Origin of the sequence: Nocardia sp. bgisy134, from assembly GCF_965341865.1 — a bacterium.
Lineage (GTDB): Bacteria > Actinomycetota > Actinomycetes > Mycobacteriales > Mycobacteriaceae > Nocardia.
This window is the reverse complement of the sequence record NZ_CBDQZP010000019.1, coordinates 148755-160309: the sequence shown is the minus strand read 5'-3', so window position 1 is coordinate 160309 and position 11555 is coordinate 148755. Positions and strand designations below refer to the sequence as shown.

Below are 11555 nucleotides of genomic sequence, written 5' to 3'. Positions count from 1 at the left end.
GATTTCTTTACTTTCAGGTTCCCAATACCGAATCGCGACGATCACTCGCGGCCCGCGTCGGGACCGAACCGGGCGAGCACCAGGTTCTCGACGACGCCGACGATCGCGTACAGCAGCACCGACACCAGCGTGACGATCACGATGGACGCCCACAGCTCGTTGTAGCGGAACGTCGGGATCGCGCGAATCAGGCTGGCGCCCAGCCCCGTTCCACTGCCGAGCCATTCGCCGATCAGCGCGCCGATGAGCGCGCCGGGCACCGAGATCCGCGCCGCCGCGAACACCGCGGGCAGCGCCGCGGGCACGGCGACCATCCGCAGCGCCGTCCAGCGCGAACCGCCGTACGCCGCAATCAATTCCATGGCCTGCCGCGGTGCGCTGCGCAGTCCGGTCATGATCATCACCAGGGCCGGGAACAGCACCACGATCGCGGCCATCACGGCCACCCCGCCCAGCCCGCGGCCGAACACCAGCACGATGATCGGCGTGAGCGCCACCAGCGGCACCGAACGCAGCAGCATGGCGACCGGCATGAAGGTGTGCTCCACGGTGCGAAACGACACGAACAGGGCGGCCAGCGCCATGGCCGCCGCCATGCCTACCCCGAAGCCGAGCGTCGCGTCGCGCAGCGTGACCTGAAGATTGTCGAGGATGGCCGCGCGCGCTCGCGGCGCTCCGGGCGAGGTGACCAGATAGCGCCACACGTCGCCGGGACTCTTGCCCACCCGGGGACCCACCTGCGGGAAGGCCCACAGGAAGACCCACCAGATCACCAACATGAGCAGCAGCGAGGTGATCAGCGGAAACAGGAAAGCGCCGACGCGGCGCAGCACGATCATCGCGACGCCTCCGCGGTCCACGGCGTGACCAATCTGGCCACCAGCGCCACGATCGCGTAGCCGAGGCCGGCGAGCGCCGCCGCGGCGATCGCCATGCCCCAGGTGCGCGGCACGTTGTACGCGGTCTGCGCGGCGGTCAGCGCGACGCCGATCCCGCTGTCCACACCGCCCAGATACTCCCCGATGATCGCGCCGAGCACGGCCGAGGGCGCGGCGATCTTCAACGCCGCGAACGTATTCGGCAGCGCGGCGATCAACCGGACCTGGTACAGCTGTTGCCAGCGACCGCCGCCGTAGGCGCGCACCAGATCGAGGCTCGCCGGATCGGCCGAGCGCAGACCCGCGACGGTGCCGACCATGGTGGTGAAGAAGCAGTACATCGCGGCGAGGAACACCGTCGGCGTACGTCCGCCGAAGACCACCAGGATGATCGGGCCCAGCGCGAGCAACGGGGTGCAGTACGACAGGATCGCCAGCTGGGTGGCCAGCGATTCGATGGGCGGAATCAGCATCACCAGCACGGCGAGGCCGATGGCGAGGGCGTTGCCCCAGAGGAAACCCTTCAGCGCGCCGATCGCGGTGATCTCGAAGTTCGGGCCGTAGAGCTGCCAGCCGTCGGTGTACATGGTGTGCAGCACCCGCCACGGGCTCGGGATGGTGCCGCCCGCGAGATCGAGCGCCGCCGCGAGCCACCACACTCCGAGCAGTCCGAGGACGCCGAGCAGTCCGCCGAGCCGCTTCACGGCGCATCACCCTCGTCCGGCGCGCGATCGCCGCCGCGTTCGAAGGCGACACCGCCCGTGCCGGTCTTGCCGAACAGCAACTCGGAGAGATAGTCGTGCAGCTTGTGGAACTCGGGGGTGCGCATCATCTCCGGCAGCCGTGGCCGCGGCAGATCGATCTCGACGAGCTCGAGCACCCGGCCCGGTCGCGGGCTCATCACCGCGACGACGTCGGAGAGGAAGACCGCCTCGGCGATGCCGTGGGTGACCATCAGCGTGGTCGCGGGCTTCTCGGTCCAGATGCGCAGCAGTTCCAGGTTCAGCTTCTGCCTCGTCATGTCGTCCAGCGCGCCGAACGGCTCGTCGAGCAGCAGCACGGTCGGCTGCACCACCAGCGCACGTGCGATGGAGACGCGCTGGCGCATGCCACCGGAGAGCTGCGCCGGTTTGGCCTTCTCGAACCCCTGCAACCCGACCAGCTCGATCAGGTCGGCGATCTGGCCCGGCTCCGGTTTCACCCCGGCCACCTGCAACGGCAGCTTGATATTCGACTCCACCGAGCGCCATGGCAGCAGCGCCGAATCCTGGAACGCGATGCCGAACTGGTGGCTGCCGCGCAATTGCGCGGGCGTCTTACCGTCGATCAGCGCGGTGCCCGAGGTCGGTTGCTCCAGCCCGGCCAGTATCCGCAGCACGGTGGACTTGCCGCAGCCGGACGGACCGAGCAGCGAGAGGAACGCGCCCTGTTCGGTATGCAGATCCACCGAATCCAGCGCGTGCACCGTGCGGCGCCCGGCGCGGAAGGCCTTGGTCAGCCCGCTGATCTGGATACCGGTTCCCCCGGCGGCGCGCTCCGAACTCATGGGGTCACGATAGAAGGGCTCGGTTGCACCGACATTGCGATTCGCGCGCCCAGATTGCGCAATCGTTACGCGCCGTGGACTTTTCGCTGGACGCCGCCGCGGGAGGTCCACGCCGTGCATCCTGCGCCGTTTCCGCCGCGACGTCCGCGGATATTTGGCATCACGCCGAGCGGAACCCGCCGTCCATGGATGAGATCGCAGATCCGTGGGGTTGCACACCAGGTGGACCCGCTCAGCACCCTGCTCGACGCCGAACTGCACATCGCGGGCTCGGCGATCCTCTGGCGCGAGATCATCGGCAACGGGTTCGGCCTGGCCGCCGCGGTGGGCGGCATGCGGCGGCGCGTGTGGGCGTGGCCGGTGGGCATCGCGGGCAACGCGCTGCTGTTCACCGTGTTCGTCGGCGGCATCTTCAACACACCGCAGCAGCTGAACATGGCCGGGCAGGCCGGGCGGCAGCTGATGTTCGTCGCGGTCAGCGTGTTCGGCTGGTGGCAGTGGCACCGGCACGCGCGCGTCGACACCGGATTGGAGCACCGCGGCGTGGATCCGCGCTTGGCCACCACCCGCGAACGCCTGCTGCTGGTCGTCGCCATGCTCGTCGGCACGGCGGCCTTCGCGCAGTTGTTCGCCTGGATCGGTTCCTACGGCCCGTGGGCGGAGGCCTGGATCTTCACCGGTTCGGTGCTCGCCACCTACGGCATGGCCCGCGGCCTCGCCGAATTCTGGCTGATCTGGATCGCGGTCGACATCGTCGGCGTCCCGCTCCTGCTGAAGGCGGGCTACTACCCGTCGGCCACGCTGTACCTGATCTACGCGGGCTTCGTCGCCTGGGGTTTCGCCGTCTGGGTCCGCACCATGCGCACCGAATCGGCGACCACCGACACCCCACGGATCGTGGCGGTACCGGGCCCCGGCGCGACCGACTGATCACGCGGGCGCGGAGTCGGCCGCGCTCCCGAGCGGGAACTACACCAGATCCACCCGGACCCCCGCCGCGCGGATGGCCGCGACAGCGGCGGGGTCGGCCTTGGTGTCGGTGACGAGGACGTGCACCTGGTCGATGCCGCAGATGCGGGCCAGGGCCGAGCGTTCGAGTTTGTCGGACGTGGCGACCACCATGACGTAGCCGGAGCGACGCACCATCTCCGTGGTGACCCCGGCCTCGTCGATGTGCCTGCACTGCGCTCCGCCCTCGGCGGAGATCGCGTTCACGCCCAGAATCACGGTGTCCAAACGCAATTCGGCGAGCGCGCGCTCGGCGAGCGGCCCGTGCAGTTCGTAGGATTCCCGGCGCGCCACGCCGCCGAGGCAGATGGTGCGCAGGTGCGGGCGCAGCACCATCTCGCCCGCGATGTTGAGCGCGTTGGTGACGATGGTCAGCTGGTCGTCGCCGGAACTGGCCAGATCGGTGCGGCCTGCCAGCGCCCTCGCCACCGCGGTGGTGGTGGTGCCGCCGTTCATGCCGACCACCGCGGCGGGGTCGACCAGCGCCGCGGCGTGCTCCGCGATGCGCTGTTTGGCCTCGCCGCCGGTCTGCCGGTAGCGGGCGGGCAGGTCGTAGGCGACCGTGGTGGCCACGACCCCGCCGTGCGTCCGAGTGGCCAGCTGCTGTTCGGCGAGCGCGGTGAAATCGCGGCGCACCGTCGCAGGCGACACCTGTAGCCGCTCGGCGGCCTCCTCCACCGAGAGCCGCCCCGATTCGGCGAGCAGCTCGAGCAGTCGGTTCCACCGCTGCGGACGATCCGTCGGTCCGGTCATCTCACACCACCCCGCCCCGGACGACGTGCTGTTTCTCCATGCACGCAAACAATCTGACCACAGCCACGCTGCCAAACCGTAGAGATTCCCCGCGCCTGTTGCCAAAGCGGGGCGCGCGCGGACCAGGCCCTGTGTCGAAGTCCGGCCGGATGCATCCGTGGCTCAGATCGTCGCCTGGCAAGGCGGAGGAGGAGCCGATACCGGGGTTGTATCGGTGACGACGACAACGCGGCCAGGCGGCGATCTGGGCCGCGGAGGCGCCGGATCGGACTTCGACGCAGGGCCTACCCCGCGGCGAGCCCGGAATTGACCACGTAGGCGATCTCCTCGCAGATGTCGTCCAGCGAGATTCGCACGTCGGGCTGGGTGCTCTGCACCAGTTCCTGCGCCAACGAGTTCACCGCACCGAGCACCGCGAGGGCGAACAGATCGAAGCGGCGGGGCTTGGTCTCGCCGCGTTCGACGGCGCGCTCGGCCTCGCCGATCAGCAGCGCCGAGAGCAGCCCGCGCTGTTTTCTGCGCCATTCCTCGACCGCCGGGCTGACTCCCACCACCTCGACGTAGCAGACTCGCGCGGACCGCTGGTCGGCGCAGGTCACCTCGAGGTAGGCGCGGAACCCCGCGGCCACCCTGTTCGCCAACGGCTCGTTTTCGGTGTGCGCCAACATTTCCGAAGCCCGCGCCACGGCCCGCGTGGTGATCCGGTCCACCAGGGCGATCAGCAACGCCTCCCGGCTGCCCACGTCCTCGTAGAAGCTACGGGTGGAGACGTTCGCGACGGTGCACAGGCGCTCGATGGACGTGGTCGCGTACCCCTGGGTGCCGAACAGTTCCAGTGCGGCGTCGATGAGCCGGGTCCGCCGCTGCGCCACGCGCTGTTCCTTGGACAGTCCCGCGTAATTGCGCCCGTCCGTGGATCCGCCGTCGTGCCGTGCCACGGGCTCGATGCTACCCGTCTTCGGTGCGCTATCCCGGCCGCCGGAGGCAGCGGAGACGGGCTCGCGCAGATCATCCGACGATCTCTTCGGCGCATGCGATCCACCGGATGATGAACGCTTGTAGCATTGGGTAGCAACAGATTTCGACATTTCTCGCTCGTTCGGAGCGGGCGGGATCGCTGATCGCAGGGTCGAGCGCGGCGGCTCGTCGGAACGCCGCGCATCGGGCTGTGCAGGCAGCGCGATCAGTGGGCGGCGAAGAACTTCCAGATGGTCTCCGACGCGTCGAACTGGTGGCTGACGGGGCCGACCAGAGCCTCGGGCAGACGCCCCTCGCTCCCTGGCCAGGTGTGCCCGCCGTTGACGATCGTGTAGAGAACGACCTCGGCATTTCCCGGGCACCGCGACGTGTCGATCGTGACGGACGTGCCGTCGTCGGTGCGCGCGGGCAGCTGGCTGCTGACCGGCGGCGGGCAGTTGTTCTTCGCCCGCCACAGCTGCTGAGTGGCCGCCACCGAGAGGACGGGCTGGGTACCCGCGCCGCCGCGATTACCCGACGTGACCCGCACGACCCCGCCTTCGTACGGCACGATCCCGTCCGCTGTCCCGTGCATCTGGAGCACCGGAAGTGGTTGGGCCAGGGTGCAATCGGGCTCGTTCGCGACGGCGAGCGAACCGGCCACCGGCGCGATCGCGGCGAGCTCGGCGCTCAGGCGGCAACCCAGATACTGGGTGAGCATGCCGCCGTTGGACATCCCGGTGGCGTAGACCCGGGCCGGGTCGACGTCGTAGGCGGCGATCAGGTGGTCGATCAGCGCCGCCACGAAGCCGACGTCATCGACACCGGCCGCGCCCGCCCGGGTGTCGGCGCCCCTGCCGTCGTTCCACGACCTGTCGACGCCATCGGGATAGACCGCGAGGAAGCCGTTGGCGTCGGCCACCCGGTTGAAACCGCTCGTCTCCGCCATCTGCGCGGCGCTGCCTCCTCCGCCGTGGAAGACCAGGACCGCCGCGGGACGCCCCTGAGCGGGCGCCGCGGGGCGATGCACGAGGTAGTGGCGTTGGACGCCCGCGTGGTCGAGGGTGAGGTAGGGATCGTCGGGACTCTTCGCGACCGAACGCCCACAGGCGGCGGTCAGGACCAAGGCCGCGCAGACGGCGGCGCAGGCCAACGTTTTCAGCACGGTGTCGATGGTAGGAGCCCGGCACGCGCATCGCCTCACTTCACGCTGCCCGCGGTCAATCCCGAGACCAAGCGCTTCTCGATGAGGGCGAACAGGACGACCACCGGAACGATGCCCACTGTGGAGATCGCGAACACGTACTGCCACGCGGTGTCGTACTGGCCGACGAACTTGGTCAACGCCACCGACAGCGGCTGATTCTCCGGCGTGGTGAGCACGACCAGGCTCGCCGCGAATTCGTTCCAGCAGGCGACGATCGTGAAGATGGTCGCGGTGACGATGCCCGGCCATACCAGCGGCAGACTGACTTTGGTCAGGATCTGCCAGCGGTTCAGCCCGTCCAACTGGGCCGCTTCCTCGATCTCCACCGGGATGGCGGCGAAGAAGCTGTGCAGGATCCACACCGCGAAGGACAGATTGAACGCGGCGTTCACCAGGATCATGGCCAGCCAGGTGTCGTTGACGCCGAGCGCGAAGAACTGCCGGATCAGCCCGGTCACCAGCACCGTCGGCTGCAACATCTGCGTGATCAGCACCAAGCCGAGGAACGCGGCGCGTCCCGGAAAGCGATGCCGCGCCGTGTGATACGCCGCGGGCACCGCGACGACCAGCACGAGAAGCGTGGCGCTGACCGCGATGACGACGGTGCTGACCATGTTGAACGGCAGTGGTGTCTCCGGGGTGTCCCACATCGTCGCGTAGTTGTCCGGATGCCAGGACTGCGGCAGGTAAGTCGGTGGGATGCGCAGGATCTCGGCCTTGCTCTTCAACGAGCCGAGCACCATCACGACGAACGGCGTCAGGAAGATCGCCGCGATCACGACGCCGATCGCCGTCAGGTCCCAGCGACGACGCTTCGCTCGCGCGGGCGCGTCGCTCGATGCGGCGGTGGGCTTTTCGGCAGCGCCCACCCGGATGTCGATCCCGGCGGTCATGCGTCGACCTGCCGTGTCGGTCGCACCAGTCGCACGTAGATCGCGATGATCACCACGATCAGCGCGAAGTTCAGCACGCTCATCGCGGCGGCGGTGTCGACCTGCTGGTTCTGCCGGATCAGCTTGAACGTCAGCGTCGTCGTGGTGTCGGCCGAGAAGCCCGCGATGCTGCCGGTGATCACCTGGAGGATCGGCAGCGAATTGAACACGTTGATGATGTTGATGACCGTGGCGACGGCGATGGCCGGACGCAGCTGCGGCAACGTGAGATAGCGGTACCGCTGCCACGGTCCCGCCCCGTCGACTCGTCCAGCTTCCTCGATCTCGGCCGGAATCGATTGCAGCCCTGCCAGAATCGTGTAGGTGGTGAACGGGATCGAGACGAACACCGCGACCCCGATCGCCACCAGGAACGCGGGCGTCGGCTGCTTGGTGAATCCGTAACCCCGGTCGAGCAGGCCGATGTCGACGAGGAAGCGGTTGGCGATGCCGACATCGGGATCGAGCATGTAGTAGAAGATCGTCGTCGTCATCACCACCGAGGCCGCCCACGGCACCAGGATCGCCAACCGCACGGCGGTGCGGCCGGGAAAGTCCTTGTTCAGGAACTGGGCCAGCGCCGCGGAGAGCACCAGGGTGATCAGCACGACACCGACCACCCAGACCACGGTGTGCGCGATCACCGTGCCGAGTTCGCCGATGTCGAACAGGGCACGGTAGTTCGCCAGTCCGGCGGACCCGCGATCCTGACCGTAGGCGCTGAGGTCCCTGGTGCTGGTCCACAGCATGTAGCCGACGGGGAACGCGACGATCGCCGCGATCAGCAGCAAGGCGGGCCCGAGCCACGGGACCGCCGCGAGCATCGCTCTGCGCCGCACGCTATTTCGCGGCTTCCTGAATGCGGGCGAGCACCTGCGCCGGGTCGGCGCCCTGCGCGATGGTGCCCATCTGCTGCCGGATAGCGCCCTGCGCCGCCGCCCATTTCGGGTTGTTGCTCGGGTAGAACTTGGCCACCGGCAGCGTCGCCGCGAAGGCCTTGGTGACCGGATCCTGCGCGAGTTCGGCTGCGCCGCTCTGGGTGATCGGGATGAAGCCCTCGTGCTTCACGAAATTCGCGTACACGCTCGCGGCGTAGAAGTGGTCGAGGAACTTCTTGATCGTCTCGGTCTTCCTGCCGTCCTTTTCGAAAGCCATGAGATGGTCGGCGACACCCAGGGTCACCGGTTCGCCGGACTTGGTCGGTGAGGACGCGGTGGCGTACTTCAGCGCAGGATTCTTGGCGGCGATCTGGCCGATGGTGGGCGGCAGGCCCTCGATCATGCCGACCTTGCCCTGGATGAACGCGTTGATCACGTCCTTCCGGTCGGTCGCGCCCGGATTCGGCTGTGCCGCACTGGCATCGATGAGCGAGCGCATGGCGCGCACACCCTCCAGGTTGGCCGGGGTGTCGACGGTGATCTCAGCACCCTGCGACCAGTCGCCGCCCGCGCCGAAGGTCCAGATCGAGGTCTCGCCCTGCGCCTCCTCGCTGCCGAGCGGCAGACCGTAGCCGGATACGCCGTCGCCGAGCGCCTGGATCTTCGCCGCGGTCTCGGTGAGCTCTGCCCAAGTCTTGGGCGGTGCGGTCACCCCGGCCCGGGCGAACAGCTCGGTGTTGTAGAAAAGCGTGCGCGTGGAGGCGAACAGCGGCAGCGCGTACTGGGTTCCGTCGAGCGAGGCGTTCTTCGCGAAACCGGGCTGGATGTCGGCGAGCACCTGCGGGGAGACGATTTCTGCTGCCGGATAGAGCATTCCGTCGCCCGCGAAACTGGCGTACGCGTCGATGTTCAGTACGTCGGGGGTGGTGGACTTCGACTGGAGCTTGGTCCGCACCACGTCGTTGATCGAGTTCCAGGACTCCAGCTGGAGATTCACCTTCAGGCCCGGGTTCTGCCGCTCGAAATCGGCGATGATCCCGTCCCACAGCGCTTTGGTTCCGGTGGCGCCGTCGCTGTAGACCGGGGCGAGGAAGTTGATCGTGGTGTCGGAGTCGGCGGAATCGTCGGAGCCGAAGCCGCACGAGGCGACCGCGAGGGCGGCGGCCAGCGCGGCGCCCGTGAGCAGGCGGCGGAGTGGTCGTTTCACGAAGTGAACCTTTCAAATCTGCACCTCCGGCGCCTACCGACCGCCGATGATGAAGCGAAACGTGTCGATTGGTCGAATCTAGCGTGACTGATGATCGAATGTGACTGTTTTGCACGTTACGTTGACATGAACGATCATCCGACCGATGCTGTTCTCGTGCCGATCTCCGCGAACTCAGACCCCGCCACCCACCTGGCCACCGAGGTCGCCACCCAGCCCGACGACTGGGCGCGCGCCGCGAACACCGCCACCGAACACCGCGCCGCGCTACCCCGACCGGGCGAGCGGGTGGCCGTGATCGGCTGCGGTACTTCGCTGTTCATGTCGCGCGCGATCGCCGCGCTGCGCGAGGACGCGGGCCAGGGCCTCACCGACGCCTGGCCTGCCAGCCAAGTGCGCGGCGGCCGCGACTACGACCGCTACCTCGTCATCTGCCGCTCGGGCACCACCACCGAGGTGATCTCGGCGATGCGCGAGATCCCGGCGCACATCCCGCGCACGGTGATCTGCAGCAGCCCGGGCACCCCGGTGCTGGAGTTGGGCGATCCGATCCTCATCGAGGAGGTCGACGAACACTCGGTGGTGCAGACCCGCTTCGCCACCACCACCCTGGCGATCCTGCGCTGGCACCTCGGCGAGGACCTTGGCCGGGCCGTCGAGCAGGCGCGCGCCGTGCTCGCCGAGGATCCCGCGCGGTCGCTGGCCGCCGTGCGCGCCGCCGAGCAGATCACCTTCGTCGGCATGGGATTCGCTGGCGCGCTGGCCGAGGAGGCCGGGCTCAAGCTGCGCGAGTCCTGCCAGTCCTGGGCCGAGTCCTACCTCGCGACGGAGTACCGGCACGGTCCGATCAGCATCGCCGCTCCCGGCCGCGCGGTCTGGGCGCTCGGCCCGCTGGTCCCGGACTTCGCCGCCGATGTCGCCGCCACCGGAGCCCATCTGGAACACCGCGATATCGATCCGATGGCGGAACTGGTCCGGGTGCACCGGCTCTGCGTCCTCCGCGCCGCCGACCTCGGCCTGGATCCCGACCATCCCCGCAGCTTGAATCGGTCAGTCGTCCTGGACCAATGACCGGTATACCGCCGTGTTCGCGCCCCCGCCCCGGTTCCCGGAGTCGCCGACGACAAGATTGCTGACGGTAACTACGCTCCCGAAGATGAACACGCACCGCGTCGGCAGCAGCGCACTCGCGCCGGCTTCGAGCGCGGACTCGTCCCTCGCCTCGGATGCGCTCACCCTGGGCTTGGACGTCGGCGGCACCACCATCAAGGGCGAGATCGCCGACGCCTCCGGCACGGTCCTCGCGGCGGACGCGGTGCCGACCCCGCGCGGCGCGGCGGCGTTCGAGGCGATGGAGGCCCTGGGCGACAGCCTGCTCGACAAGGTGCCCGCGAACCGCCGCGGCAAGCTCGGCCGGGCGGCCGTCCTGCTGCCCGGCATCGTCGACACGGCGCGATCGATCGCCGTCTTCAGCGGGAACGTCGGCTGGCGCGATGTGCACGTCGGCGATCGGTTCACCCGGCGCTGGGGCGTCCCGGTGCTGATCGAACACGATGTGGCCGTGGCGGGCTGGGCCGAATGGCGTTTCGGCGCGGGCCGCGATCACGACGACGTGCTGGTGATCATCCTCGGCACCGGCGTCAGCGGCACGCTCGCCGTCGGCGGGCGCTTGGTGCGCAGCGGGTTCGGCCAAGCGGGCGAATACGGACACATCCCGGTCCGCCGCATCGACGGGTTGACCTGCCCCTGTGGGAATGTCGGCTGTGTGGAGACGCTCGCCTCCGGAGCGGCCATCGCACGCAACTACACCCGGTTGTCCGGACGCCGAGTGAACAGCGCGGCGCGGGTTTTCGCGCGCATACCGGACGACCCGGACGCGGTGCGCGCGGTGGACGACGCTGTCGACGCGCTCGCGGACGGACTGCTCGGCGTCATCCACGCGGCCTGCCCCGAGCTCGTCGTGCTCGGCGGCGGCCTGGCCGGTGCGGGCGCCGCGCTCAGCGAGCCCTTGCAGGCGGCGTTGGCGCAGCGCCTGCGCGTGGTCCCGGCGCCGAAGGTCGTGCTCGGCGAATTCGGCGCGCGCGCCGGACTCGCGGGCGCGACACTCTTTGCCAGGCACGGAGCCCTCCGATGAGCGTGCGGCGGGATCCACAGCGCTCGACGGAGACTCGATTCCCCGGTGCCGGCGC

At 68.9% G+C, this 11555-nt stretch carries 12 protein-coding genes; 3 read left to right on the top strand and 9 right to left on the bottom strand.

The features are described from left to right. Positions 1-41: 41 nt before the first annotated feature. The 3 genes from ACRWNM_RS29005 to ACRWNM_RS28995 are packed head-to-tail and all read right to left on the bottom strand — an operon-like array spanning position 42 to position 2424. Positions 42-839, bottom strand: coding sequence for an ABC transporter permease (locus ACRWNM_RS29005; protein WP_431971288.1), 798 nt, complete (start codon positions 837-839; stop codon positions 42-44). Continuing rightward, complete coding sequence (locus tag ACRWNM_RS29000; RefSeq protein WP_431971287.1) at positions 836-1582, bottom strand: ABC transporter permease; 747 nt, start codon at positions 1580-1582, stop codon at positions 836-838. Before ACRWNM_RS29000 ends, ACRWNM_RS29005 begins: the two co-directional genes overlap by 4 nt. Beyond that, the gene (locus ACRWNM_RS28995) at positions 1579-2424 is read right to left on the bottom strand and encodes an ABC transporter ATP-binding protein (RefSeq protein ID WP_431971286.1); all 846 of its coding nucleotides are present in this window, start codon (positions 2422-2424) and stop codon (positions 1579-1581) included. The genes ACRWNM_RS29000 and ACRWNM_RS28995 overlap by 4 nt, the downstream gene beginning before the upstream one ends. Positions 2425-2613: 189 nt before the next feature. Here ACRWNM_RS28995 and pnuC point away from each other — a divergent pair, with 189 nt between their 5' ends. Beyond that, complete coding sequence (pnuC, locus tag ACRWNM_RS28990; RefSeq protein WP_431971285.1) at positions 2614-3354, top strand: nicotinamide riboside transporter PnuC; 741 nt, start codon at positions 2614-2616, stop codon at positions 3352-3354. Between the two features lie 39 nt (positions 3355-3393). On the opposite strand, the gene ACRWNM_RS28985 is transcribed toward pnuC, so the two are convergent. The 6 genes from ACRWNM_RS28985 to ACRWNM_RS28960 all read right to left on the bottom strand — a co-directional run bounded on the left by ACRWNM_RS28985 (position 3394) and on the right by ACRWNM_RS28960 (position 9366). Beyond that, positions 3394-4185: a DeoR/GlpR family DNA-binding transcription regulator gene (locus ACRWNM_RS28985; protein ID WP_431971284.1), complete on the bottom strand. Its 792-nt coding sequence runs from the start codon at positions 4183-4185 to the stop codon at positions 3394-3396. Positions 4186-4469: 284 nt separating this feature from the next. Further along, entirely contained in the window at positions 4470-5123 is a 654-nt protein-coding gene (locus tag ACRWNM_RS28980) for a TetR/AcrR family transcriptional regulator (RefSeq protein ID WP_431971283.1), read from the bottom strand. Between the two features lie 245 nt (positions 5124-5368). Continuing rightward, a complete protein-coding gene (locus tag ACRWNM_RS28975; RefSeq protein WP_431971282.1) occupies positions 5369-6307 on the bottom strand; it encodes an extracellular catalytic domain type 1 short-chain-length polyhydroxyalkanoate depolymerase in 939 nt (312 codons plus the stop codon). A gap of 35 nt (positions 6308-6342) precedes the next feature. Then, positions 6343-7242 carry a carbohydrate ABC transporter permease gene (locus ACRWNM_RS28970; protein ID WP_431971281.1) on the bottom strand — a complete coding sequence of 300 codons (900 nt, stop codon included), beginning with the start codon at positions 7240-7242 and terminating at the stop codon, positions 6343-6345. Continuing rightward, entirely contained in the window at positions 7239-8105 is an 867-nt protein-coding gene (locus tag ACRWNM_RS28965) for a carbohydrate ABC transporter permease (RefSeq protein ID WP_431971280.1), read from the bottom strand. Before ACRWNM_RS28965 ends, ACRWNM_RS28970 begins: the two co-directional genes overlap by 4 nt. Positions 8106-8121: 16 nt before the next feature. Then, positions 8122-9366: an extracellular solute-binding protein gene (locus ACRWNM_RS28960; protein ID WP_431971279.1), complete on the bottom strand. Its 1245-nt coding sequence runs from the start codon at positions 9364-9366 to the stop codon at positions 8122-8124. A gap of 126 nt (positions 9367-9492) precedes the next feature. Here ACRWNM_RS28960 and ACRWNM_RS28955 point away from each other — a divergent pair, with 126 nt between their 5' ends. Then, positions 9493-10437, top strand: coding sequence for an SIS domain-containing protein (locus tag ACRWNM_RS28955; RefSeq protein ID WP_431971278.1), 945 nt, complete (start codon positions 9493-9495; stop codon positions 10435-10437). Positions 10438-10522: 85 nt separating this feature from the next. Beyond that, positions 10523-11500 carry an ROK family protein gene (locus tag ACRWNM_RS28950; protein WP_431971277.1) on the top strand — a complete coding sequence of 326 codons (978 nt, stop codon included), beginning with the start codon at positions 10523-10525 and terminating at the stop codon, positions 11498-11500. The last annotated feature ends 55 nt before the right edge of the window (positions 11501-11555 follow it).

What these genes read in the sequence shown, in the direction of transcription:
- ACRWNM_RS28985 (WP_431971284.1), bottom strand. Translation starts at nt 4,185, where the DNA reads ATGACCGGACCGACGGATCGTCCGCAGCGGTGGAACCGACTGCTCGAG.
- ACRWNM_RS28995 (WP_431971286.1), bottom strand. Translation starts at nt 2,424, where the DNA reads ATGAGTTCGGAGCGCGCCGCCGGGGGAACCGGTATCCAGATCAGCGGG.
- ACRWNM_RS28955 (WP_431971278.1), top strand. Translation starts at nt 9,493, where the DNA reads ATGAACGATCATCCGACCGATGCTGTTCTCGTGCCGATCTCCGCGAAC.
- ACRWNM_RS29005 (WP_431971288.1), bottom strand. Translation starts at nt 839, where the DNA reads ATGATCGTGCTGCGCCGCGTCGGCGCTTTCCTGTTTCCGCTGATCACC.
- ACRWNM_RS28965 (WP_431971280.1), bottom strand. Translation starts at nt 8,105, where the DNA reads ATGCTCGCGGCGGTCCCGTGGCTCGGGCCCGCCTTGCTGCTGATCGCG.
- pnuC (WP_431971285.1), top strand. Translation starts at nt 2,614, where the DNA reads ATGAGATCGCAGATCCGTGGGGTTGCACACCAGGTGGACCCGCTCAGC.
- ACRWNM_RS28970 (WP_431971281.1), bottom strand. Translation starts at nt 7,242, where the DNA reads ATGACCGCCGGGATCGACATCCGGGTGGGCGCTGCCGAAAAGCCCACC.
- ACRWNM_RS28950 (WP_431971277.1), top strand. Translation starts at nt 10,523, where the DNA reads ATGAACACGCACCGCGTCGGCAGCAGCGCACTCGCGCCGGCTTCGAGC.